Source organism: Micromonospora sp. KC723 (genome assembly GCF_004348595.1).
Taxonomy (GTDB): Bacteria; Actinomycetota; Actinomycetes; order Mycobacteriales; family Micromonosporaceae; genus Micromonospora.
The window spans coordinates 29210-52472 of the sequence record NZ_SMKD01000026.1; the positions used below are offsets into that span (position 1 = coordinate 29210).

The 23263-nt window shown below is 71.0% G+C and carries 21 protein-coding genes and 1 pseudogene; 10 read left to right on the forward strand and 12 right to left on the reverse strand.

Annotated features, from left to right (window positions below; genetic code table 11):
* Positions 1-37: 37 nt before the first annotated feature.
* The 4 genes from E1165_RS08890 to E1165_RS08905 are packed head-to-tail and all read right to left on the reverse strand — an operon-like array spanning position 38 to position 3743.
* Positions 38-1549, reverse strand: coding sequence for a flotillin family protein (locus tag E1165_RS08890; protein WP_132389581.1), 1512 nt, complete (start codon positions 1547-1549; stop codon positions 38-40).
* Positions 1550-1578: 29 nt separating this feature from the next.
* Positions 1579-2091 (reverse strand): hypothetical protein, encoded by a 513-nt coding sequence (locus E1165_RS08895; RefSeq protein ID WP_132389583.1) that lies wholly within the window; start codon positions 2089-2091, stop codon positions 1579-1581.
* Positions 2092-2139: 48 nt separating this feature from the next.
* Positions 2140-3225 carry a PD40 domain-containing protein gene (locus tag E1165_RS08900; protein ID WP_132389585.1) on the reverse strand — a complete coding sequence of 362 codons (1086 nt, stop codon included), beginning with the start codon at positions 3223-3225 and terminating at the stop codon, positions 2140-2142.
* Positions 3222-3743 carry a SigE family RNA polymerase sigma factor gene (locus tag E1165_RS08905; RefSeq protein ID WP_132389587.1) on the reverse strand — a complete coding sequence of 174 codons (522 nt, stop codon included), beginning with the start codon at positions 3741-3743 and terminating at the stop codon, positions 3222-3224. Before E1165_RS08905 ends, E1165_RS08900 begins: the two co-directional genes overlap by 4 nt.
* Positions 3744-3883: 140 nt before the next feature.
* Here E1165_RS08905 and E1165_RS08910 point away from each other — a divergent pair, with 140 nt between their 5' ends.
* Entirely contained in the window at positions 3884-4288 is a 405-nt protein-coding gene (locus E1165_RS08910; protein WP_132389589.1) for a hypothetical protein, read from the forward strand.
* A gap of 70 nt (positions 4289-4358) precedes the next feature.
* The gene (locus tag E1165_RS08915) at positions 4359-4838 is read left to right on the forward strand and encodes a methylated-DNA--[protein]-cysteine S-methyltransferase (RefSeq protein ID WP_132389591.1); all 480 of its coding nucleotides are present in this window, start codon (positions 4359-4361) and stop codon (positions 4836-4838) included.
* Positions 4839-4977: 139 nt separating this feature from the next.
* Here the strand turns inward: E1165_RS08915 and E1165_RS08920 are convergent, their stop codons facing one another.
* Together E1165_RS08920 and E1165_RS08925 are read right to left on the reverse strand one after the other, a co-directional pair.
* On the reverse strand, positions 4978-6057 hold the full coding sequence (locus tag E1165_RS08920; protein ID WP_132389593.1) for an inositol-3-phosphate synthase: 1080 nt from the start codon (positions 6055-6057) through the stop codon (positions 4978-4980).
* Positions 6058-6080: 23 nt separating this feature from the next.
* Positions 6081-6719, reverse strand: a complete 639-nt coding sequence (locus E1165_RS08925; protein WP_132389595.1) for a PadR family transcriptional regulator — start codon at positions 6717-6719, stop codon at positions 6081-6083.
* 174 nt (positions 6720-6893) lie between these two features.
* Between E1165_RS08925 and E1165_RS08930 the strand changes: the two genes are divergently transcribed.
* Complete coding sequence (locus E1165_RS08930; RefSeq protein ID WP_132389597.1) at positions 6894-7352, forward strand: DUF5318 domain-containing protein; 459 nt, start codon at positions 6894-6896, stop codon at positions 7350-7352.
* 139 nt (positions 7353-7491) lie between these two features.
* Here E1165_RS08930 and E1165_RS29805 read toward each other — a convergent pair whose 3' ends face one another.
* The gene (locus E1165_RS29805; RefSeq protein ID WP_243704668.1) at positions 7492-8055 is read right to left on the reverse strand and encodes a hypothetical protein; all 564 of its coding nucleotides are present in this window, start codon (positions 8053-8055) and stop codon (positions 7492-7494) included.
* Between E1165_RS29805 and E1165_RS08935 the strand changes: the two genes are divergently transcribed.
* Complete coding sequence (locus tag E1165_RS08935) at positions 8021-10411, forward strand: transglycosylase domain-containing protein (RefSeq protein WP_243704669.1); 2391 nt, start codon at positions 8021-8023, stop codon at positions 10409-10411. The two genes, E1165_RS29805 and E1165_RS08935, sit on opposite strands and share 35 nt — an antisense overlap.
* 151 nt (positions 10412-10562) lie before the next feature.
* Positions 10563-12068 (forward strand): glycosyltransferase family 87 protein, encoded by a 1506-nt coding sequence (locus tag E1165_RS08940; protein WP_132389601.1) that lies wholly within the window; start codon positions 10563-10565, stop codon positions 12066-12068.
* A gap of 20 nt (positions 12069-12088) precedes the next feature.
* Here E1165_RS08940 and E1165_RS08945 read toward each other — a convergent pair whose 3' ends face one another.
* Together E1165_RS08945 and E1165_RS08950 are read right to left on the reverse strand one after the other, a co-directional pair.
* Positions 12089-14200, reverse strand: coding sequence for a hypothetical protein (locus E1165_RS08945; RefSeq protein WP_243704670.1), 2112 nt, complete (start codon positions 14198-14200; stop codon positions 12089-12091).
* Positions 14201-14204: 4 nt separating this feature from the next.
* Positions 14205-14987, reverse strand: coding sequence for a deoxyribonuclease IV (locus tag E1165_RS08950; protein ID WP_132389603.1), 783 nt, complete (start codon positions 14985-14987; stop codon positions 14205-14207).
* A 627-nt stretch (positions 14988-15614) separates the two neighbouring features.
* Here E1165_RS08950 and rpsF point away from each other — a divergent pair.
* The 4 genes from rpsF (at position 15615) to rplI (ending at position 17262) form a co-directional block, all read left to right on the forward strand.
* On the forward strand, positions 15615-15905 hold the full coding sequence (gene rpsF / locus E1165_RS08955) for a 30S ribosomal protein S6 (RefSeq protein ID WP_120328341.1): 291 nt from the start codon (positions 15615-15617) through the stop codon (positions 15903-15905).
* A gap of 78 nt (positions 15906-15983) precedes the next feature.
* Positions 15984-16520 carry a single-stranded DNA-binding protein gene (locus E1165_RS08960; protein WP_207916788.1) on the forward strand — a complete coding sequence of 179 codons (537 nt, stop codon included), beginning with the start codon at positions 15984-15986 and terminating at the stop codon, positions 16518-16520.
* 41 nt (positions 16521-16561) lie between these two features.
* Positions 16562-16801, forward strand: a complete 240-nt coding sequence (gene rpsR, locus E1165_RS08965) for a 30S ribosomal protein S18 (protein WP_007073789.1) — start codon at positions 16562-16564, stop codon at positions 16799-16801.
* Between the two features lie 14 nt (positions 16802-16815).
* On the forward strand, positions 16816-17262 hold the full coding sequence (rplI, locus tag E1165_RS08970; RefSeq protein WP_132389607.1) for a 50S ribosomal protein L9: 447 nt from the start codon (positions 16816-16818) through the stop codon (positions 17260-17262).
* Positions 17263-17406: 144 nt separating this feature from the next.
* Here the strand turns inward: rplI and E1165_RS08975 are convergent, their stop codons facing one another.
* Positions 17407-19152, reverse strand: coding sequence for a hypothetical protein (locus E1165_RS08975; RefSeq protein WP_132389609.1), 1746 nt, complete (start codon positions 19150-19152; stop codon positions 17407-17409).
* 410 nt (positions 19153-19562) lie between these two features.
* Here E1165_RS08975 and E1165_RS08980 point away from each other — a divergent pair, with 410 nt between their 5' ends.
* A complete protein-coding gene (locus E1165_RS08980) occupies positions 19563-22220 on the forward strand; it encodes a replicative DNA helicase (protein ID WP_132389617.1) in 2658 nt (885 codons plus the stop codon).
* Between the two features lie 55 nt (positions 22221-22275).
* Here E1165_RS08980 and E1165_RS08985 read toward each other — a convergent pair whose 3' ends face one another.
* Both E1165_RS08985 and E1165_RS08990 read right to left on the reverse strand, forming a co-directional pair.
* On the reverse strand, positions 22276-22950 hold the full coding sequence (locus tag E1165_RS08985; RefSeq protein ID WP_132389611.1) for a maleylpyruvate isomerase N-terminal domain-containing protein: 675 nt from the start codon (positions 22948-22950) through the stop codon (positions 22276-22278).
* Positions 22951-23067: 117 nt separating this feature from the next.
* Positions 23068-23263: pseudogene (locus E1165_RS08990) on the reverse strand (hypothetical protein); the annotation flags it as partial.

Genomic DNA, 23263 nt, shown 5'->3' on the forward strand with positions numbered 1-23263 from the left:
CGCCCGGCCCGGCCGGACGACCCTGTCGTCGTACCCGTCAGCGGGTTTCGACCGCGCTGCCCTCGACCGGCGGTTTCCCGTTGCCCGACGACGCGCCACCCAGCCTGCCCAGCAGGCCGGCCAGGTCGATGCCGGTGAGGTCGGAGCCGAGCTGGAGCCCCTGAGCCACGTTGCCGGCCACCGACTTCGTCAGCGACGACGCGCCGTCGGTGGAGATCACCGTCATCTTGTCGATCGCCCCGATCGGGGCGCTGGCCGCCTCGACCACCTGCGGCAGCACCTTCACCAGCAGGTCCAGCACGGCCGCCTCCCCGTACGCGGCGAACGCCTCGGCCTTGCGGGCCATCGCGTCCGCCTCGGCCTGCCCCCTGGCCAGGATGGCCGCGGCCTCGGCCTGGCCCTCCCGCTCGACCGCCTCGGCGATCGCGGAGCGCCGGCGCTGCTCGGCCTCACCCTCCTTGGCGCCCTCGATCGCGTTCGCCTCGGCCAGCGCGGCCCGGCGGGCCCGCTCGCCCTCACCGGTGAGCCGGGACTGCTCGGCGGCGGCCTGGGCGGCGGCGATGGTGGCCTGCCGCTGCGCGTCGGCGTTCAGCACCGCCGCGTTGCGCGCCGCCTCGGCCTCCTGCTCCACCTTGTAGCGCGCCGCGTCGGCGGGCTTGCGCACCTCGGTGTCGAGCTGGCGCTGCTTGAGTTCGGCGTTGCGCTCGGCCACCTTCTGCTGCTCGGAGAGGATGGCCTGGTCCCGCTCGGCCTGGGCGAGCGGTCCGGCCGCCGCCGACCTCGCCTTGGCGGCGTCGATCTCCGCCTGGATGGCGGCCTGCTTGAGTGAGAGGTTCCGGTTCGCCTCGGCGATCGCCTCCTCGGCCAGCAGCCGCTCCTGCTCGGCCTGCTGCCGGGCCCGGGCCTCGGCGATGGCCGCGTCCTTGAGCACCCGGGCGGCCTCCGGCCGGCCCAGATCCTGCAGGTAGGAGCCCTCCGCCAGGATGTCCTGGAGCTGGAAGGTGTCCAGCACCAGACCCTGGTTGGTCATCGAGTGCTCGGCCTCCTCGGCGACCGCGCTGGCGAACGCCGCCCGGTCCCGGATGACCTCCTCGACGGTGAGCCGGCCGACGATCGAGCGCAGCGCACCGGCCAGCACCTCCCGGGTGAAGTTGTCGATCTCGTCCTGCTGGTGCAGGAAGCGCTGGGCTGCGGCGCGGATGGCGTCCTCGGTGCCGCCGACCTTGACGATCGCCACGCCGTGCAGGTCGGTACGGATGCCCTGCTTGCTGACCGCCCCCCGGATACCGACGTCGATGCGGCGGCTGGACAGGTCCAACGACTGGAGCTTCTGCACCACCGGCAGCACGAACACCGAGGCGCCGAGGACGACCTTCTGTCCGGACATGTCGGTGGACCGGCCGCCGTCGGCGGTCTGGGTGGTGCGGCCCTTGCGCCCGGTGACGATGAACGCCTCGTTCGGGCCGGCGACCTTGATCCGGGAGAGCACGAAGAAGACGAGGACGAGAACGAGAAGGACCGCGCCGCCGATGGCGAAGAGAAGGGGCATGTGACCGTCCTGTTTCTGGATGAGGGGGTTCAGTAGGTCTCGACGTGCACGCTGGTCTCGCTCAGCGCCTCGACCACGAAGACCTGCGCGCCGATCGGGATCGGACGGTCCGCGCGGGCGTTGAGCTTCACCGGCTGGCCGGCGACGCGTAGCCGGACCTCGCCGTAGCCGTCGACGGGCACCGGAGTGACCACCAGGCCGATCGCGCCGACCAGGTGGTCACGGGTGGGGGTGGGGTCGGTCCGCATGTTGCGCGCCGCCCGGCTGAGCCGCGCCGCCAGCCACGCGGCCGGCGCCGCCGCCAGCGCGCCCCCGGCCGCCGCCGCCCCGACCATCACCGGGGTACGCCCACCGACCAGCTCGTTGACGATGGCGGCGCCGAAGCCGAACGCGCCGAGAAACCCGGCGACCACCTCGAGGGAGACCGGACCGTCGACGTCGGGATGACCGAAGTGCAGCAGCTCGCCGCCGAGCAGCGCGAGCGCCAGCACGCCGACACCGACCGCACCGATGATCAGGAAGATGATGGTCCCGGTGGCCATGCCCGGCACGGTATCGACGGCGCGCAAGGAAGCGGACTGGCCGAACCGTCAGCGCGGCGCGACGGTCACCTCGAAATCGACCAACTGCCGGGGCAGCGGCTGGCGGATCAGCTCCCGCCCGGTCGGGTCGGCGAGCACGAAGTCGTTGGACCCGAGCGGGCGGCGGTAGAGCAGCCGGTCGTCGGTGACCCAGGCCACGTCGGCGCTGGGCAGCGGATTGAGCACCCGGCCGGTGGCTGTCTCGACGAGCAGTGGCTCCTGCTGGCCTTGGACGACCACGCGCGTGCCATCCGGTGACCAGGACCATGGGCCGGCCGGGTCACCGGGCACCGGCACGAGACGGGTGCGCCGCCCGTCGTCCGCCGAGAAGAGTCGTACGCCCAGGCGGGCGTCCCGCTGTGACTCGCCGTGCGATTCCCCGGTCTGTGGCAGCGCGACCTGCCTGCCGTCCCGCGTCCAGGTGAATTCGCAGAAGTCGGAGCAGCCTTCTGTTCCGTTCACGTGGACCTTCTTCGTGCCGTCCGTCTTCATGACGATGAAGCCGAAACGGTCGACCTGGCGGGTGGTGAAAAGCAGCCGTCGGCCGTCCGGAGACCATTGTGGGACGGAGAGCGCCCGGCCCACCTCGTACCAGTTGGTTTTCCCGTTCGCCAGGTCGAACAGGCCGATTTCCCGGGGCCGATCCAGGTCCCTGACCGCCACGAGCGAACCGGTGGGTGCCGGAAAGATGCCGTCGTAGCGGTCGGTCCGGAAGTAGTGGCCCCGGGCTCGGTCGAGGAGCATGCCCGCACCCGAGCCACCTCTTGCCTGTGCCCGGGTCACGATCCAGCCGCCGGGCAGCACCAGAGGTTTCGCGGTCCAGTCCGGACCCGGGGTGGGCAGCATGGTCGGCGAGGGCGTGACCGTCACCGGCGGCGTAGCGGGGCTCGGAGCCGGGGCGGGCCGGAACAGTACGAACGGTAGGGCCACCGCGACAACCGCCACCAGGGTGGCACCGGCTGCGGTGGCACGCCGGCGGCGGCGCAGCCGACGACCCCGTCCGAGCGCCTTGACGGCCAAATCGGGCGTCGGGCGTACCCCGTCGGCGAGGTCGCGCACGGCGGCCCGCAGCGTCTCGTCCAGCATCCTGCTCATTGCGTCACCTCCGCGCGGGTCGTCATCTCGTCCAGCCCCGGCACCAGTTGCCGGAGCCGAGCCAGGGCCTTGGCGGTCTGGCTGGCCACCGTGCCGGCCCGGCAACCGAGGATCGTCGCGGTCTCCGCGACGCTCAGATCCTCCAGGTAGCGCAGCGTCAGCACGGCGCGTTGTCGCGGCGGCAGTGCGCGCAGAGCTTCACGTAGCAGTAGCCGCAGCTCGCTGTCGTGACTGCTGTCGCACACTCCGGGCCGCTCAGGCAACTCGGCCATTGGCACCTCCCGGCGCCGGGACAGCCGCCGCCAACCGGAGACCTGGTCGTGGTAGAGGATCCGCTTCACGTACGGCTCTGCGTCGCCCCTGATCCGGGGCCACCGGGCGTACGCCTTGGCGAGCGCGTTCTGCAGCAGGTCCTCGGCGGCGTGCTGGCTACCCGCGAGCGCGTACGCGACGCGCAGCAGCTTGTCGCCCCGCTCGTTGACGAAATCGGTGAACTCCCCGTCGGTCACGTCAGCCACCGTCCACCTCCGATGTTCAGACGCGTGACCGTGGCCGAAGTTTGCCTGGTTGGCGCGATGGGTGACCGACCATGAGAACTAGCCGTTGACAAGATGGTTCGGGGGAAGGCATCTTGGCATTGACAAGAAAGGGGTCGCCGATGTCGTCGGACACACTCACCACGGCCGGAATACTCCTGATCACCGTCGTCGCGGTCGAGTACGGCGGGTTGACCCTGCTCACCCACCTGGCCCGCCGAAAGCCCGGCTACCTGGACAACCCCGTCCGCCGGGGAATGTGGACGGCGGGCCACGCGCACGCCGGCGTGCTGGTCCTCTTCGCCCTCGTCGCGTTGCCCTACATCGACCAGGCCGACGTGTCGGGCGGGACACGGACGCTGATCCGGTCGCTGTTCGTCGCCGCGCCGATCCTGATGCCGCTCGGCTTCTTCCTCTCCGTCGTGCGACCGACTGACACCCGGCCCAACACGCTGATCTGGCTCACGGTGGCGGGCGGAGCGAGCCTGAGCGCGGGCGCCCTGCTGCTCGGCATAGCCCTGCTGTGACCGGCCGCGACAGGATCTGCCCAACCCGCCGGTTCGGTTGGTGTCGCAGGCGAAGGGCAGAATGGCCCGCATGCGCTGGACCGTGCTCGACTCGCCGATCGGGGAGTTCTCCGTGGCCACCGACGGCGCGGCGGTGCGTGGCGCGCACTTCGGGCGGGTCGCGGCGGCAATCGAGCAGCCCGTCGACGAGCTGGACCGGCAGGTCGTCGCGGAGTTGCGGGCGTACTTCGCGGGGGAGTTGGAGGGCTTCACGGTGCCGGTGGAGCCGCCTCGCGGCTCCGATTTCGAGCGCGCGGTCTGGCGGGAGATGACCCGGATTCCGTACGGGGAGACGCTCACCTACGGCGAGGTGGCTCGCCGGGTCGGCGACCCGGGAGCTGCCCGGGCGGTGGGGGTGGCCTGCAACCGCAACCCGATCCCGGTGCTCGTGCCCTGCCACCGGATCGTCGGGGCGGGCGGAAAGCTGGTCGGCTTCGGTGGTGGGCTGGACCGCAAGGTGAAGCTGCTGGAGCTGGAGGCTCGGGTCGCCTTGCAACGTGCCTGGTCCTGATCAGGGCCCCATGATCCTTGGCGGTTCGGCGGCCCGTCTTCCGGCGTGTCGACTCGGGCAGGCGTCAACGATCCGGGCAGGACACGACGAGGGCCGGACCCGTCAGGACCCGGCCCTCGGTGTGCTGCTGGTCAGCGCGTCAGCGCTCGACCTCACCGGCGATGAACGCCTCGACGGCGGCGTGCGCGTCGTGGTCGGCGTACTGCACGGGCGGGGACTTCATGAAGTAGGAGGAGGCCGAGAGGATCGGGCCACCGATCTTGCGGTCCAGGGCGATCTTCGCGGCCCGGACGGCGTCGATGATGACGCCGGCCGAGTTCGGCGAGTCCCAGACCTCGAGCTTCAGCTCGGCGTTGAGCGGGGTGTCACCGAAGGAACGACCCTCCAGGCGGATGTACGCCCACTTGCGGTCGTCGAGCCACGGCACGTGGTCGGACGGGCCGATGTGCACGTCGCTCTTGGCCATCTCGTGCGGCACCTGGGAGGTGACCGACTGGGTCTTCGAGATCTTCTTCGAGACCAGCCGGTTGCGCTCCAGCATGTTCATGAAGTCCATGTTGCCGCCGAAGTTGAGCTGGTACGTGCGCAGCAGCTCGACCCCGCGGTCCTCGAAGAGCTTCGCCAGCGCGCGGTGCACGATGGTGGCGCCGACCTGGCTCTTGATGTCGTCGCCGACGATCGGCAGGCCCGCGTCGGTGAACTTCTGCGCCCACTCGGGGTCGGAGGCGATGAAGACCGGCAGGGCGTTGACGAACGCGCAGCCGGCGTCGATCGCGGCCTGGGCGTAGAACTTGTCGGCCTGCTCGGAGCCGACCGGCAGGTAGGAGACGACCACGTCGACCTGGGCGTCGCGCAGCGCCTTGACCACGTCGACCGGCGGGACGTCCGACTCCTCGATGATCTCGCGGTAGTACTGGCCCAGCCCGTCGAAGGTCGGGCCGCGCTGCACGGTGACGCCGGTCGGCGGCACGTCGCACAGTTTGATCGTGTTGTTCTCGCTGGCGACGATCGCCTCGGCGAGGTCCATGCCCACCTTCTTGGCGTCCACGTCGAACGCCGCGACGAACTGCACGTCCGAGACGTGGTAGTCGCCGAAGGTGACGTGCATGAGACCCGGGACGCGGTCGGTCGGGTCGGCGTCGCGGTAGTACTCCACGCCCTGCACGAGGGACGAGGCGCAGTTTCCCACACCGACGATGGCGACGCGGACGGAGCCCATAGCGTCTGCCTCCTTCTTCTTCATCACGGCCGCTCTTTCCTGGACTCTCCAGGCGGAGGCGGGCTGTCGGTTTCTCGTCGGCCGCCGGCCGTCCCGGTGCCCGGGACCGTCGGGGCACGGCCGGAGCGCTCGTTGGCGATGAGCTCCTCCAGCCAGCGGACCTCGCGCTCACAGGCGTCGAGCCCGTGGCGTTGCAGTTCCAGGGTGTACGCGTCGAGGCGCTCGGCCGCCCGGGCCAGCACGTCACGAAGTCCCTCGCGACGCTCCTCGATCGTGCGGCGGCGACCCTCCAAGATGCGCAGGCGGGTCGCCTGGTCGGTCCGGGAAAAGAACGCGAAGTGCACACCGAAACCCGTGTCGTCGTACGTCTCGGGCCCCGCCTGCGCGATCAGCTGGGCGAAGCGTTCCTTGCCCTCGGCGGTGATTTTGTAGACCACCCGACCTCGTCGGCTGGTCAACGCGGGAACCTCCCCGGCGGTCGCGGGTGTCTCGGCGGCTTCGGTGATCCACCCTGCCGCCTGCAGCCTGCGCAGCGTCGGGTAGAGCGAGCCGTAGCTGATCGCCGCCCGGATCGCTCCGAGTTTGGCCGTGAGTTCCTTGCGGAGCTCGTAGCCGTGCATCGGGGATTCCTGCAGCAGACCGAGGATGGCGAGTTCGAGCACGAGCCATCCTCTCCTACCCCGGCGCAGGGCCGTTAACCGTTGCGATGTATCGGACCGATACATCGCACGTTAGTACCTCGCTCGGGGACAGGGCAAACCCCTGATTCGGGAGGTTCGCGTCACGCATGGTTACGGCGGTCGCCTCGTCCGTCCGGACCGCGTACCCTTTGCCGCATGCGTACGCAGCGCCAGGTGGTCGACTACTCGCTCCAGAAGCGGGCGGTGCTGCGTGAACTCCTCGCCGGTCGGGTCGGCGCGTACGACGTCTGTGACGCCTCGCCGTACCTGAAGAACGCTGCCCGGTTCCACGGCGAGCCCACAGAGGAACGCTGCCCGATCTGTCGGAGCGAGAACCTCACCCACGTCCACTACATTTACGGCGACGAACTCAAGCAATCCGCCGGTCAGGCGCGCGCCCTGGCCGAGTTGCCCGCGTTGGCGATGACGCTGCGTGAGTTCCAGGTCTTCGTGGTGGAGGTGTGCCTCGGCTGTGACTGGAACCATCTCGTCGAGCAGTTCCTGCTCGGGCGGGACGGGCTGGCCGAGGAGGGGGTGGAGCAGGGAGCGGTGGGTGGTCTGACCGCCCCGGCTCACGGCTCCGTGCGCGGGCGAAGGCGAGAGGCGCAACGGTGATTCTGGCTCGACCGGTCCATCTCGGCACCGTCCACGACGGTCCTGCGGATCTACCGCTCGACAGCCTGATTAGTCCGATTGGTACGGATGCGGCGGTGTCTCCCCGGTATCCCCGGGGCGCGGTGCCACGTGTGTCAACTCACGGCAACCCGGTGGTGGCGCCCCCGCGTCCCACCGCGACCGGCAGGGTGTGAGGAATGAACTCGTACGGCGATCCCAGTTCCCCGCGTGCGCGGGCCCAGGTGCCGGGTTCGGACGGCAGCTCCGGCGCGGCCCCCTCGGGACGTGCCTCGGTCGGCTCGGGCGGCATGCCCGCCGGCCGGGCATCGGCATCGGTGCCGCCGCGCCAGCCCGGTGCCGCCGGCTCGGCGTCGGTGGGGCGGGCCGCGCCCGGCCGCGCCTCGGTGCCGGTCTCCCCGGCCCCCGGAGATCGTGTCGGAGCGGGTCGTGCCTCCGTGCCGGTGTCCCCGGCCCCTGGCGGTCGTGTCGGAACGGGTCGTGCCTCCGTGCCGGTTTCCCCGGCTCCCGGCAGGGCGAGCGTCGGTTCGGCGTCGGTCGGCGCCCGCGCGGCGGTGGCCCGGGCGGGCGTCGCGCCGGTTTCGGGCGGGGGCCCTGGCGACCCCGGCAGGCCGGGGCGCGGCGGGCGTGGCACCGGTGACCCGGCGGCGGTGGCCCGGGCGAAGAAGCGCAAGCGCGTCAACATGCTCATCGCCTCGTTCGCGGTCTTCATCATGCTCGCCGGCATCGGTGTGATCGGCTTCACCTACTACTCGACCAGCGTGGTGCTGCCCAACCAGATCAAGCTGCCGCTGGCCACCACCATCTACGCCAGCGACAACAAGACGCAGATCGCCAAGGTCGGCGAGCAGAACCGCACCTTCGTCTCGATCAAAGACATCCCCGAGTGGATGCGGAACGCGGTGGCGGCGGCAGAGGACCGGAACTTCTACCAGCACTCGGGCGTCGACTACAAGGGCATCGCCCGCGCCGCCTGGAACAACCTCACCGGTGGCGACAAGCAGGGCGCCTCGACCATCACCCAGCAGTACGCCCGCAACGCCTACGAGAACCTGAAGGACGACTCGTACGGCCGCAAGGTGAAGGAGGCGATTGTCGCCTCGAAGCTCAATGATCAGTTCACCAAGGACCAGATCATGGAGCACTACCTGAACACGATCTACTTCGGGCGCAACGCGTACGGCATCGAGGCTGCGGCGCAGGCGTACTTCGGCAAGTCCGTGTCAAAGGTCGACGTGGCCGAGGCGGCGGTGCTGGCGGCGCTGATCAAGCAGCCGGAGCCGAGCGCCACCCACCAGGGCTACGACCCGGCGGTCAACCCCACGGCCGCCAAGGAGCGGTGGAACTACGTCATCGGCGCGATGGTGGAGGAGGGCTGGCTCGACTCGCCGAACCACCCGGCGCGCCCCACCGCGTACCCGGAGAAGACGCTGCAGACGCCGAAGGAGTCGCGGGCCGGGCAGAAGTTCGGTGTGAACAACCCGATCGGCAACGTGATCAATTACCTCGTGCCGGAGATGCGGGAGAAGAAACTCTGCACCGACAACGAGGCGGAGGCGACCGACCGCAAGCCGCTGTGCGCGACGATGCTGCGCGAGGGCGGTTACCGCATCCGCACCACCATCGACCCGAAGTACCAGAACGCCATCCTCAAGGCCGCGCAGCGCAGCACCAAGGGCTCGGAGTTGGACGGCGCGCGGAAGAACATCATGGCCGCGGTCGTGTCGATCGATCCGCGAAACGGCCGGGTGGTCGGCTACTACGGCGGTGACGACGGCACCGGCACCGACTACGCCGGCAAGAACACCGACTCGGCCGGCAACATCACCGGCGGCCACTCGCCGGGCTCGAGCTTCAAGATCTACACGCTGGCGGCGGCGCTCGAGGCGGGCAAGTCCATCGAGTCACGCTGGAAGGGGCGGGCCTTCACCCCCGAGGGCGTCAAGTACAAGGTCAGCAACGCGGGCACCGACAACCCGAGTTGCGGAGACTCCTGCACCCTGCGCGAGTCGACCCTGAAGTCGCTGAACGTGCCCTTCTACCACGTCAGCGAGGACATCGGGCCGGACAAGATCGTCGACATGGCGAAGAAGGCCGGTGTGACCATGATGTGGCAGACCGACACCAACCCGCCGAAGGGCCACGACCTCACCAAGGCCAAGGCCAGTGACCTGGCCCCGGACCCCTTCTACCACGTGGTCTCCTACGGCCAGTACCCGATCACGGTGCTCGACCACGCCAACGGCATCGCCACCTTCGCCAACAAGGGCGTCTACAACAAGGCGCACTTCCTGCTCTCGGCCGAGAAGCAGAACAGGGACACCGGCAAGTGGGAGAAGCTCGGCGGCGAGCAACTCAAGCCGCAGCAGCGGATCAACCCGGACGTGGTGGCCGACGTCAACGACGTGCTCAAGGACTACCCGGGCCGGATCAACCACCGGCTGGACGGCGGGCGGGAGGCGGCCGCCAAGACCGGCACCTGGGAACTGGGGGGCGGCAGCAGGCGTAACGGCGACGCCTGGACGGTCGGCTACACCCCGCAGCTCGCCACCGCGGTCTGGGTCGGCAACAAGGGCAAGCGGGAAGCCCTCATGCTGAACAACGGCAAGGACATCACCGGTTCCTCGATGCCCGGCGAGATCTGGGAGCGGGTCATGGACGCCTCCCTCAACGGCGCCGAGAAGCTCACCTTCCCGCCCGCCGCGAATATCGGCGACCCGAACTCCGGCAACGGGGAGGCGCTGCCACCGCCTGAGCCGCCGGCCGGCCCGTCGAATTGCCCACCGCTCGACCTGGTCTGCCAGCTTGGCGGCGGCAACAACGGCGGCGGCAACAACGGCGGTGGCAACAACGGCGGTGGCAACAACGGCGGCGGCAACAACGGCGGCGGCGACGGCGGCGGTAACAACGGCGGCGGCGACGGCGGCGGTAACAACGGCGGCGGCGACAACGACCGGACGACCGGACTTGGCACGGGCAACCCGGGCGGGGGCACCGGCGGCGGCCTCCTACCGCCGGCCACACCCCGCAGCCGCGAGTAGCCATCGCGTTCGACGACGGCGGCCGGACCCCGGGGTCCGGCCGCCGTCGTCTTTCCAGGACCGGCCCCCTGCCGCCGATGTTCGTCGACTTTGAGGTTCGTACCCGCCGGGGCGGGACGGAATGCCCCGGCGTACGGCAGGATGCCTCTCCATGAGCACCCAGTCGACGGCCGGCATCGACGACGCCGGGAGCAGCGACCACCCGTCCCGTTCGGACGGTTTCGTCCGGGGCCTCTCCGAGGCGATCGGTGGTCCCCTCGGCGACCACGCCGTCGCCCTGGACCGGCCCGCCAGCCGGGAACGGCGGTTCTGGACGGCGGCCCGGATCGTCCTGGCGCTGACCTGCCTGACCCTGGCACTGCACTGGGTGCAGAAGTCGCCCTGCCAGGACGGTGCCTGGCAGAACAACGTGCAGTACACCCGGCTCTGCTACACCGACGTGCTCGCCCTCTACTACGCCGAAGGGCTCAACGAGGGGAAGGTGCCCTACCGGGACCACCCCGTCGAGTACCCGGTGCTCACCGGCTACTTCATGGGCGCCCTCGGCCTGCCGGTGCACGCCCTCGGCGTCAACGACCCGCAGCTCAACCAGGGCCAGTGGTTCTACAACCTGAACGCGCTGACGCTCGGCGCACTGGCGGTGGCGACCGTCGCGGTGATCCTCGCCCTGCGCCGCCGGCGACCCTGGGACGCCGCGCTCTTCGCGTTGGCACCCGCGCTGCTGCTCACCGCCACGGTCAACTGGGACTTCCTCGCCATCGGGCTGGCCGCCTTCGGTTTGGCCGCCTGGGCGCGACGCCGCCCCGCGCTGGCCGGCGTGCTGCTCGGCCTGGCCGGCGCGGCCAAGATGTGGCCGCTGTTCGTGCTCGGCCCGATCCTGGTGCTCGCCCTACGTGCCGGGAAGCTGCGCGCCGCGCTGACCACCATCGGCACCGCCCTGGTGGCGCTCGTCGCGGTCAACCTGCCCGTCGCCATCCCGTACCGGGAGAACTGGGACCGCTTCTTCGAGCTGAACAGCGAACGGCCCATCGACTGGGGGACGCTGTGGTACATCGGGCGGTACCTGGACGGCAAGGTGAACACGGGGGTGCCCGGTGACCAGGGGCCGTTCCAGTGGTTGAACGCCAACATCCCGACCCTGAACTACCTGTCGTACGCCCTCTTCGGGTTGGCCTGCCTCGGCGTGGCCGCGCTGGCGCTGCTGGCGCCACGCCGGCCCCGGCTGGCCCAGCTCGCCTTCCTGGTGGTCGCCGCGTTCCTGATCTTCAGCAAGGTGTGGTCGCAGCAGTTCGTGCTCTGGCTGCTGCCGCTGGTGGTGCTGGCCCGCCCCCGCTGGGGGGCCTTCCTCGCCTGGCAGCTCGCCGAGGTCTGCTACTTCGTCGCGTTCTACGGTGAGCTGCTCGGCGCGGCCACCAGCCGACCGGTCTTCCCCGAGGGCGTGTTCGTGCTCGCCGCGACGCTGCGCCTGGGCACCGTCGTGCTGCTCTGCGTGCTGGTCGTCAAGGACATCCTGCACCCGGCGCGGGACGCGGTGCGCCGCACGTACGCCGACGACCCGGACGGCGGCGTCCTCGACGGCGCACCCGACGCCTCCTGGCTCACCGCCCGCCGCGCCGCCCACTCACCGGAGCAGCTCTCCGTTTCGGCGAACACCTGACCCGACGCGGACGGACCGGCTCAGAGGCGGAACACGACGGCGTCGCCGACCTCCTCGCGGGTGATGCCGAGCTGGTCGACCGGGGCGTCCACGGTGGTCTCCCACGGCGTGCCGACGATCTGGTCGCGCAGCAGCACCACGTTTCGGACGCCGAGGGTGCGCAGGTACCTGACGCTGGTCTCGTCGGGGAAGGCGGCCGTGACCCGGCGCACGTCGACGAGTTGCGTCGGGGTGAAGCCGCTGCCGCCGTTGACGACGTCCTGGAACCGACTGGTCGTCCAGAGCATCACCGGCTGGTCCAGGTTCTGGCTGCTGGGCAGCACCAGCATCGGGCCGTCCACGGTACGCATCGCGGCCGGCTGTTCGGGCACCACCGGATGCGGCGTGACGTTCAGGCCCTCCACCGCGACCAGCAGCACCGGCAGCACGGCCGCCAGCCGCAGCCAGGGCGAGGGCCGTGCGGGGACGCCCGCGACGGCGACCTCCCGGAGCCGCTCGGCGAACGCGCTGACCGCGCCCGCCGCAAGCAGGCCGAGCAGCAGGGTGGTCCAGAGCATCAGCCGGCCGGGGGTACGCAGCCCGTTCCAGCCGGGCAGGTGGTCGAAGAGCAGGGCGTACGTGTAGGTGCCGCCGAAGAACCGGGTGCCCATCGACAGCACCATGCCCACCAGCACGCCGGCGAGCAGCAGCAGCCGGTGCCGTAGCCGCCACACCGAGAAGAACAAGCCCCCCAGGGCGAGCGCGTACAGCACGAAGCCCGGCAGCAGCGTCATCTCCGGGGGCCAGGACAGCAGCTGGCGCGCCCCCTCGTGTGACCCGCCCCAGATCCGCGACTCCGCCGGGGCGGTGAGGAAGCCGATCGCCGGCGGGGAGTAGATGTCGATCTCACCCAGGGTCCGTTCGGCGTTCGGGTGCAGCTCGGCGACCTTGAAGTAGGGGATCGCCAGCAGCAGGCCCACCCCGGCGAAGAGCAACCCACCGAGCAGGTCCGCGACGAACAGCCGCCGCCCGAACGGGCGCCGTACCGGCCGGACGACCCACCGCCGCAGCGCCCAGGTCGCCGCCGCGACCAGCACGATGCCCGCGAGGACGTACGCGAACACCAGGCCGATGCCGAAGCCCAGGCTGAGTTGCCAGGCGGCCACCACCCATCCGGCGTACGCCCAGCCCGTGTGCCGCCGTTCCGGCCGGTACCCGTGGCGCAGCGACCAGCCGTGCCCCCGGGCCAGCATGGCCAGCGCGAGCGGGATGCCGCCGTTGGAGACGATGTGCAGGTGGCCGGCCTGGGCGAGCAGCCACGGGGCGTAGGTGTAGCTGACCCCGGCCACCGCGGCGCCGGCCCGGCCCGCGCCGAGCTGGCGGGCAAGCGCGTACGCCCCGAACGTGGCGAGCGCGTGGGCCAGCACGAACATGATGTTGTAGCGGAGCAGTGCCGCCTCCGGCCCGGTGCCGATCATCCCGGCCGGGGCGTAGCCGAGCAGCATGTCGGAGAAGGCGAAGCTCCAGCTCTCCGGGAAGAACGTGTTCGAGTGGAACAGTCGGCTCGGTTCGGTGCGCAGGGCATGCCCGGACCAGGCCATCTGCCAGGCCTGCAGGCTCGGGTCCCAGTAGTCCTGCGGCAGCGTGTACCGCGGGTAGCGCAGGGCCGGCCAGGTCATCCCGACGGCGAGGGCCAACGAGCCCACAGCGGCCAGCATCCACTCGTGCGCCAGCAGCCGTCCGACCGCGCGCGCCGCCCGGACCGGGCGGCCCGGCACCGGCGCTGCGGCGGGTGCGAACGCCGACCAGCGGTCCGCCGGCTCCGCGTCCTGCCGCTCGGCCGCCCGCCCACCGTCCTGGGCGACGGTGGCGTCCTGTACCGCGTCGGTGGTGCCGGTGGGCGCGGCGTCCCCGGTGGTGCTCCCGCCCGGGTCGGCGCCGGCCGCCGCGCTGCCCGTCGCCGCGCTGCCCGTCGCCGCGCTGGTCGTCGGGGCGTCCGCGTCGGTGCCGGCTGCGGTGGGGCCGGGACGGTGCGCGCCCGTGGCGTCGTCCGGGCCGGTCGCGGGATCCGGGCCGTCGGCTTGGGCGGTCGCGGGGTCCGGCCCGTCGGCCCGGCCAATCGGCTGCCCGCCGTCGGTGGTGTCGGTCGTCATCGGTTCAGGCTCCCGTACCGAGTCGCTCCCGCAGGAAGGCGATGTCCGCCGCCTGCCCCGGCACGCCGCCGGGGGTCTCGACGATCACCGGCGCTCCGGCCGCCCGGATCACCGCGACCACCAACTCCGGGTCGATGGTGCCGCCGTCGAGGTTGTCGTGCCGGTCCTGGCCGGAGTCGAAGCCGCCCTTGGAGTTGTTGGCGTGCACCAGGTCGATCCGCCCGGTGATCGCCTTGACCCGATCGACCAGGTCGAGTAGTTCCTCGCCGCCGGCGTGGGCGTGGCAGGTGTCCAGGCAGAAGCCGACCTCGTGGTCGCCGAGGACGTCCCAGAGCCGGGCCAGCGCGTCGAGCCGCCGGGCGCAGGCGTTCTCGCCGCCGGCGGTGTTCTCGATCAGGACCGGCACCGGGAAGCCGCCGGAGTCGGCCGCGTACGCGAAGGTCTTACGCCAGTTGTCGAAGCCCCTGGCGAGGTCGTCCCCGGCGTTGACGTGCCCGCCGTGCACGATCAGGCCCTTCGCGCCGATCTCCGCCGCGGCGGTGGCGTGGCCGAGCAGGAGTTTGCGGCTGGGGATCCGGATCCGGTTGTTCAGGGTGGCCACGTTGATCACGTACGGGGCGTGGACGTAGAGGTCGACCTCGGCGGCGCGGAGCCGGTCGGCGTCCTCCCGGGGTTTCGGGGCCTTCCAGCCCTGCGGGTCGGAGAGGAAGAACTGCACCGCCTCCGCGGCGCGGGCGGCCGCCTCCGCCAGCGGGTCGGCCTGGTCGACGTGGGCTCCGATACGCATGCAGGCGAGCCTACGTCGCATCACCGACGTCTGGGGTGACGGTCGTGGGGAGTCGTGGCGCGTGCGCGTCACCGACCGGGCGGGCGGTCGTTGAGCGGAGTGGGATCGACGGTCGGCTTTCCGGTTCGTGCGGCGGGTGTCGTGGCGGTCGATCCCGTGCGGGGTCACCCCCGGTCGTGCGGCCCGGCACGTCGGGGGGCGGGACCGGCCCGCGACGATCCGAGGATCAGCGACCAGGTCGAGGGACGAATAGCAGCAATCCCGCCATATCGGCACGAGATTCGTTGTACCGTCGGATGACAACAGGAGAAGCTCCGCGGGGCGTCTCGATCCAACCTCATCGGTGTGGTCGTTCCTCCCCAGGTCCCACCCAAGGAATGCGGACGGGACGCCCCGCGGCCCCCGTGGACAGGGGTCCGTCACCGGCTTCTCGGCGCCGGTGACGGACCCCTGTCGCCGCGCCCACCCCGGCCGGCACGACCTGCCCGGGCATGATCGTCCGGACCGGGTATCCTGGTCCGGTTGTCCGCGTCCGGCCGGGTTCCCCCGGCCCGGGAGCGGGCCACGACGCAGACCTCCTGCCACGGAAGGACCGTGGCCGCCAAGCCCACAGGAGGTGAGTACGTCTTGCGTCATTACGAAGTCATGGTGATCCTCGACCCCAGTCTCGAGGAGCGCACCGTCGCCCCGTCGCTCGACACGTACCTGAACGTGATCCGGACCGCGGGTGGCTCGGTGGAGAAGACGGACGTGTGGGGCCGCCGGCGCCTCGCGTACGAGATCAACAAGAAGGCCGAAGGCATCTACGCCGTCATCGACCTCCAGGCGACGCCGGAGGCGGTGGCCGAGCTGGACCGCCAGCTGCGGCTCAACGAGTCCGTGCTGCGTACCAAGGTCATCCGGCCGGAGATGCGCTAAGCATTCAACCCGGTTCGCCCGGATCAGCCTCACCGGTGCTGTCGGAGGGCTCTGAGAGCCTGTACGGCAGAACGATGAGTGCGCGAGGAGATGGTCATGGCAGGAGACACCACCATCACGGTCATCGGCAACCTGACCGATGACCCCGAGTTGCGGTTCACCCCCTCTGGGGCCGCGGTCGCCAAGTTCCGGGTCGCCTCGACGCCCCGGTTCATGGACAAGGCGTCCGGCGAGTGGAAGGACGGCGAGCCGTTGTTCCTCGCGTGCACGGTCTGGCGTCAGGCCGCCGAGCACGTCGCCGAGTCGCTGCAGCGCGGCGCCCGCGTGATCGTGTCGGGCCGGCTGCGTCAGCGGTCCTACGAGACCCGCGAGGGTGAGAAGCGCACCGTCATCGAGCTCGAGGTCGACGAGATCGGCCCGTCGCTGCGCTACGCCACGGCGAAGGTGCAGAAGATGTCGCGCTCCGGTGGCGGTGGCGGTGGCGGCGGCTTCGGTGGTGGTGGTGGTGGCCAGGGTGGCGGCGGAGGCAACTTCGACGACCCCTGGGCTTCTGCTGCCCCCGCCCCCTCCCGCGGTGGTTCGGGCGGAAACTTCGACGAGGAGCCTCCGTTCTAATGGCGCCGAGCGCCCGCGATCGCAAACCAGGAGCACGAGCAATGGCCAAGGCTGCGGCACTTCGCAAGCCGAAGAAGAAGGTGAACCCGCTCGACAAGGACGGGATCACCTACATCGACTACAAGGACACCGCGCTGCTGCGCAAGTTCATCTCCGACCGCGGCAAGATCCGCGCTCGGCGGGTGACCGGCGTCACGTCGCAGCAGCAGCGGCAGATCGCCCGTGCGGTCAAGAACGCCCGTGAGATGGCGCTTCTGCCGTACACCGCGACGGCACGCTGAGAGGAGGCGCCGAAATGAAGATCATTCTGACCCAGGAAGTTTCCGGTCTCGGTGCCCCCGGCGACGTCGTCGAGGTCAAGAACGGCTACGGCCGTAACTACCTGCTGCCGCAGGGCTTCGCGATCGCCTGGACCAAGGGCGCCGAGAAGCAGGTCACCCTGATCAAGCGGGCCCGCTCGGCCCGTGAGATCCGCGACCTGGGCCACGCCAACGAGGTCAAGGGCCAGCTCGAGGGCCTCAAGGTCAGCCTGAAGGCTCGCGCCGGTGACGGCGGCCGGCTCTTCGGCTCGGTCACTCCGGCCGAGATCGTCGACGCCGTCAAGGCGGCCGGTGGCCCGGCCCTCGACCGCCGCCGGCTGGAGCTGCCCGGTCACATCAAGTCGACCGGCTCCTACCCGGTGCGGATCAAGCTGCACCCCGAGGTGACCGCCAAGTTCGACCTCACCGTCGTCCAGGGCTGACACCCGACCGTACGACGACAGAGCCCGCACCGGACTCCCGGTGCGGGCTCTGTCGCGTCCGTCGACCACACGGCACGCTGACCGGCCACGATCTGCGGCCCACCAACCGGACCACTGCCGTACGGTCCGCCAACCTCGGCCGGCTCAGCCGATCGGCTGGCCGGTGACCGCGCTGATCATCACGGTCGACAGGCCACCGCCCACCACCGCCGACGCCAGCGCCACCGTCGCCGGCCGCCAGGTCGTCCCGACCCGGCGCAGCAGGCCGGCGACCACCAGGCTGCCCATGAACGCCAACCCGTACCGTGGCGCCCCCGACACCAGGGAGCCGAGCGCCTGCGTCCGGGGCGAGTCGCACCCACCCCCGCTGATGTCGGTGACACAACCGGCCGGCACCTGACCGCTGAGGGTGAGCACCCACAGCAGGGCCAGCACCGCCGGCACGACGTAGCACGCGGCCGTCAGGACCAACGGACGCAACGGACCCCCCGGATCCGGGTCGAGCAGGTCGTCCTCCAGCCGGCGGTTCCATCCCCCGCCCCCGACCGACTCGATCCGATCCCGCCAGGACTGCGCGGAGACGGGTGCCGCCCGACGCCGCGGCGCCGCCCGGGGCCGCGGCGCGGTGTACGCCACCGCCGGTGAACGCGGCGCCGACGCCGGTGGGTCCACCCACCTCGGATCGTCCTCGGCGAGTCGGGTGCCGGACCAGAAGGTCTCCGGCTGCGCCGACCAGGGAAAGCCCTCGCCCGTCGTCGGCTCGACCGAACGCGGGGCGTCAGCGCGGTCACCGCGCTCAGTGCCGTCCTCGTCCCAGCGACCGACGTCCGCGCTGCGGGACCGCCGACCGGCTCCGGTCCGGTCCCCCCGCCCGGCGTCCGTCCGGTCCCACTGCGCGGTGTCGGTGAACCGGTCCCACTGCGCGGTGCTGTCCTCCCAGCCCGCCGCGCCCGGCTGGCCCCAGCGCCCCTCCCCGGCACGCTGCCAGGTGTGCACACCCGACGCGTCCCACGGGTCAACCGCCGGCCGGTACTCCGGCTCCGGCTCCGGCTCGGCACCCAACTCAGCCCGGCTCCACGAACCGGTGGTCGGCTCGGCCTGACTCCAGGACTCTGTGGTGGGCTCGGCCCGGCTCCACGAGCCCGTCGTCGGCTCCGCCTGACTCCACGGGTCGGTGGCCGACTCCGCCCGCCCCCAGGGGTCGCTGGTGAGCTCGGCCCGGCTCCACGTGTCACTGGTCGGTTTCGCTCGTCGCCAGGAATCGGCTGGCCGCGGCGAGGACGTCTCGGAGGCGCGCCGGCTGCGCCGGGTCGGCCGTTCCGGCTCACGCTCGTCCGCGTCCGACCCGCCCTCGGAGTCATCCAGCCCGGACCAGACCACCTGTGGACGGCGGGAGGCGGACCGGCGGGGACGGGCCGTCGGCGATGCCCCGGAAACGGGGGCGTCCTCGACGTCGTCCTGGGCGCGGCGACTGCCCACGTACCCCTGCTCCGGTGGACGGCCGAACGTCCACTCGCGGGTGTGGTCATCCACTTCGGCAGACGCGCCGATCGCGCGCGGCTCACCCCTGGTCCGCTCGCCCCGCACACCCGCCGCGCGGCGAACCGGCCGGGAGACCGGGCGGTCGTCGTCATCGTCGTCCGGTGCGGCGTGCCGGCCCCGGCCGTCGGCGTGGGCGATTCCCGATTCCACCGCCCAGGGTGGCAGGTAGGGGTCGGAAGGCTCCTCCTGGCCACGCTCGATCGCCCGCCGTCGACTGGGCGTACGGCGGCGTTCCGCGCGGGCGGGGTACGGGCCGGCGGGGACCGGCTCACCGGGGTCGTCCCACGAGGTGATCGACTGACGCTCGCGCGGGCTGCCCTCCCCGCGCTCCCAGTCCCGGTAACTCACGGCCGGAGCGTGACCCTTCTCAACCGAAAGTGCAATCCGCTGTCCAGGTGTAGCCGTTTGCAGGAGATAGTACGGGAAGAACCACCCCGAAGCCTTAACGGAAAATAACCGTCCACAGGGTGGGGACCGAGTTTTAGCAGGTCAGTGGACCTTTGCGGGGAATTCCCCATCGGTTTTCCACAGGCTGTGCACAGGCTGCGCACATGCTTGCCCGCCCGCGTCCACAGGTTGTCCCGAGGCTCGTCCACCGGTGCTGTTGGAGGCCTGACCTCGGGTTCCGTATCGTGGGGCACCGACCGGTCGCGCGATGGCCCCCGATCGACCGGACCGGTCCGTTCGGAAGTCGCCGCACCCGGCCCAGCTGGGACTCGACCTGCAATGGAGGGGGATCCGTGTCGGTCACCGACGACATGCGGGCGGAGCCCCGGGCCGGCGGCCAGCCCCCCGCGGCGCGGGACGGCCAGTTCGAGAAGACCCCACCGCAGGACGTCGCCGCCGAGCAGTGCGTCCTCGGTGGCATGCTGCTGTCCAAGGACGCCATCGCCGACGTCGTCGAGATCCTGAAGACCAACGACTTCTACCGGCCGATCCACGCGACCATCTTCGACACCATCCTGGACATCTACGGCCGGGGCGAGCCGGCCGACGCGATCACCGTCGCGGCGGCCCTGGCCGACTCCGGCGACCTGGCCCGGGTCGGCGGAGCCCCCTACCTGCACACCCTCATCGCCAGCGTGCCCACGGCCGCGAACGCCGCGTACTACGCCCGGATCGTCGGCGAACGTGCCGTGCTGCGCCGGCTGGTCGAGGCCGGTACCAAGATCGTGCAGCTGGGCTACGGCACCGCCAACGGCGGCAGCCGCGACGTCGACGACATCGTCGACCTCGCCCAGCAGGCCGTCTACGAGGTGACCGAGAAGCGGGTCAGCGAGGACTTCGCCGTGCTGGCCGACATGCTCCAACCCACCCTGGACGAGATCGAGGCGGTGGGCGCGCAGGGCGGCCTGATGACCGGTGTGCCGACCGGCTTCACCGACCTCGACCGCCTGCTCAACGGCCTGCATCCGGGGCAGCTCATCATCGTCGCCGGCCGGCCTGGCTTGGGGAAGTCAACCGCGAGTATGGACTTCGCCCGGAATGCCGCCATCCGGTACAACCAGGCGTCGGCGATCTTCTCGCTGGAGATGAGCAAGGTCGAGATCGTCATGCGGCTCCTCTCGGCCGAGGCCCGCGTCCCGCTGCACGTACTGCGCAGCGGCCAGCTCTCCGACGACGACTGGACCAAGCTGGCCCGATGCATGGGCGAGATCAGCGAGGCCCCGCTCTTCGTGGACGACACGCCGAGCATGAACCTGATGGAGATCCGGGCCAAGGCGAGACGGCTGAAGCAGAAGCACGACCTCAGGATGATCGTGGTCGACTACCTCCAGCTGATGACCTCGCCCAAGCGGACCGAGAGCCGGCAGCAGGAGGTGGCGGACCTCTCCCGTGGCCTGAAGCTGCTGGCCAAGGAGGTCGAGTGCCCGGTCATCGCGGTGAGTCAGCTGAACCGTGGTCCCGAGCAGCGTACGGACAAGCGGCCGCAGCTGTCCGATCTGCGTGAATCGGGTTGTCTGACCGCCGACACCAGGTTGATGAGGGCGGACGACAACTCAGAGGTCACCCTCGGAGAGCTGCTGGCGACCGACGCGAGGAAGGTTCCGGTCTGGGCGCTGGACGAGAACCTCCGCTATTCGCCACGAACCATGACCCATGTCTTTCCGAGCGGACGACGGGAGGTCTTCCGGCTGACACTGGCGTCCGGCAAGCGGATCGACGCCACGGCCAACCACCCCTTCCTCACCGTCGCCGGCTGGATCCCGTTGGGAGAGTTGGCACCCGGGACCCGTCTGGCGGTGCCACGGCACGTACCAGCACCTATGGCCATCCGGCCGTGGGAGGACGCCGAGGTGGTGATGCTGGCGCACCTGCTGGGCGACGGCACGATCGCCCGCCACCAGCCGATCCGGTACGCCAGTCGGGACGAGGCGAATCTGCGCGCGGTAGCCGAAGCCGCGAAGCACTTCGGCATCACGGCGGTACGGGACGAGTACGAGCAGGCGGGGGTGACCACGCTCCGGCTGCCCGCTCCGTGCCGCTCGGCACGTGGCCGCGATCCGATCGCCGAATGGCTGGACGGCCTCGGGCTTCTCGGTCTGCGGTCCCACGAGAGGTTCCTGCCCGAGCGCGTCTTCAGCATGCCCAAGGAGCAGGTGACCCTGTTCCTCCGGCATCTGTGGGCCACCGCCGGTCCGGTCTTCGTGAACAGCTCCAGCCGAGGTGGGCCGATCTCCTTCTCGTCCGCGAGCCGCCCGATGCTGGAGGGCATCTCGCGACTCCTGCTCCGGTACGGGATCACCGCGCGACTCACGACCGTGCCCCGCACACGTCACCAACCCCAGTACACCCTCGACATCTCCGGCAGGGACGACCAGTTGCGGTTCGTCCGGGAGATCGGGGTGCACGGCGAACGGGAACGGCACTGTGCTGACCTGCTCGTCGCACTCGAAGCAGCCGGGAGCAACACCAGCGTCGACACGGTGCCGCGAGAGGTATGGACCACGGTACGTGAGATCCTCGCCGACCAGGGTACGAGCCATCGCGAGCTCGCCGCGGCGGTCAATTCCCAGTTCCACGGAAGCGCCTCGCGGAAGCCCGTCCCGAGCCGGCCGAGGCTCGCGCGGATCGCATCCGTACTCGATGCCGTCGACCTCGACCTGCACGCCACCAACGACATCTTCTGGGACGAGATCGTCTCGATCGACTCCCTCGGTGAGCAGGACGTCTTCGACGCGACGGTGCTCGGCACCCACAACTTCATCGCGAACGGCATCGCCACCCACAACTCGATCGAGCAGGACGCCGACGTGGTGATCCTCCTGCATCGCGACGACTACTACGACAAGGAGTCGCCGCGCGCCGGCGAGGCGGACTTCATCGTCGCCAAGCACCGAAACGGCCCGACCGACAGCATCACGGTGGCCGCCCAGTTGCACCTGTCCCGCTTCGTCGACATGGCCGTTGTCTGATCCGCCAGGCGAACGTCAGCGCGGGCGCGGCCTCGACGGACGGGAAAGTGGCCGGTCAGCCGAGCAGCGGGAACCAACCAGCCGCCTCGCCCAGCTCCCACCGGTCCCGGTCGGTGAGCGGCTCGCGGCCGGTGGCCTTGCGTAGATACTCCGTGTCGTCCCAGCCGGCGGGGCGGACCGCCTCGTCGCTGAGCAGGCCGTCCATGGTGGTCACCGCGACCCGGGTGGCGAGCGGGCCGGGCGACGGCGCGTCGGGCAGGTCGACGACCAGGTCGAGATGGTGGATGACGGCCTCGGTGGTCAGGGTGGCCAGGAGGTCCGCCACCCGTAGCACCCGGCCCTGGGTGGTGACGTGGGCGGACGGATCGGCGACGGTGGCCGCGCGGACGGCGGCCGGAGCCGTGTCGCACCAGAGCCGGACGATCCCGGTGGGCCGGTCGAAGGCGGCGGCGCAGAGGCGGGCCCACCAGGCGTGCCGGGCATGGTCCCCGCCGGGCGGGAAGGACCGCCAGTAGCTGACGTCGTCCACGTCGGGTGGCCCGTCGGCGGGGCTGGCCAGGGCGACCAGGGCGCGTTGGGCGTCGCAGAGCAGATGGAAGAGCAGGTCGGCGACGAGCCAGCCTCGACAGCGGGTGGGCCGCTGCAGGTCGGCGTCGTCCAGCCGGGAGACCACGTCGGTGATCCCCTGGTACGCCTGGGCCAGCGCCTCGTGCTGCGCGATCGGCGTCATGGGTGCAGCCTGCCACGGCCGGGCCCGATCGGCTCAAGACGCGACAGCCTCCGGGAGTGACCCGGAGCGGGGGCGGTGGCCGCCGTGGGCCGGGCGACCCGGCCCACGGCGTGCGACTCAGCCGAACATCTCGTCGAGGAAGCTCTTGTGCTTCTTGCGCTTGTAGTGCCCGTGGTAGCCGTGGTGCTGCTGCTGTTGGTGCGCGGCGTGGCCGTACGCCGGCTGCGGCGGGTAGCCGGGTGCGGGCGGCGGGGCATAACCCGGCTGGTGCGCGGGCGGCGGGGCATAACCCGGCTGGTGCGCGGGCGGGGGC

Coding starts and splice junctions, on each gene's coding strand:
- E1165_RS08890 (WP_132389581.1), bottom strand. CDS start 1,549: ATGCCCCTTCTCTTCGCCATCGGCGGCGCGGTCCTTCTCGTTCTCGTC.
- E1165_RS08895 (WP_132389583.1), bottom strand. CDS start 2,091: ATGGCCACCGGGACCATCATCTTCCTGATCATCGGTGCGGTCGGTGTC.
- E1165_RS08900 (WP_132389585.1), bottom strand. CDS start 3,225: ATGAGCAGGATGCTGGACGAGACGCTGCGGGCCGCCGTGCGCGACCTC.
- E1165_RS08910 (WP_132389589.1), top strand. CDS start 3,884: ATGTCGTCGGACACACTCACCACGGCCGGAATACTCCTGATCACCGTC.
- E1165_RS08915 (WP_132389591.1), top strand. CDS start 4,359: ATGCGCTGGACCGTGCTCGACTCGCCGATCGGGGAGTTCTCCGTGGCC.
- E1165_RS08920 (WP_132389593.1), bottom strand. CDS start 6,057: ATGGGCTCCGTCCGCGTCGCCATCGTCGGTGTGGGAAACTGCGCCTCG.
- E1165_RS08930 (WP_132389597.1), top strand. CDS start 6,894: ATGCGTACGCAGCGCCAGGTGGTCGACTACTCGCTCCAGAAGCGGGCG.
- E1165_RS29805 (WP_243704668.1), bottom strand. CDS start 8,055: ATGTTGACGCGCTTGCGCTTCTTCGCCCGGGCCACCGCCGCCGGGTCA.
- E1165_RS08940 (WP_132389601.1), top strand. CDS start 10,563: ATGAGCACCCAGTCGACGGCCGGCATCGACGACGCCGGGAGCAGCGAC.
- E1165_RS08945 (WP_243704670.1), bottom strand. CDS start 14,200: ATGACGACCGACACCACCGACGGCGGGCAGCCGATTGGCCGGGCCGAC.
- E1165_RS08950 (WP_132389603.1), bottom strand. CDS start 14,987: ATGCGTATCGGAGCCCACGTCGACCAGGCCGACCCGCTGGCGGAGGCG.
- rpsR (WP_007073789.1), top strand. CDS start 16,562: ATGGCCAAGGCTGCGGCACTTCGCAAGCCGAAGAAGAAGGTGAACCCG.
- rplI (WP_132389607.1), top strand. CDS start 16,816: ATGAAGATCATTCTGACCCAGGAAGTTTCCGGTCTCGGTGCCCCCGGC.
- E1165_RS08980 (WP_132389617.1), top strand. CDS start 19,563: ATGCGGGCGGAGCCCCGGGCCGGCGGCCAGCCCCCCGCGGCGCGGGAC.
- E1165_RS08985 (WP_132389611.1), bottom strand. CDS start 22,950: ATGACGCCGATCGCGCAGCACGAGGCGCTGGCCCAGGCGTACCAGGGG.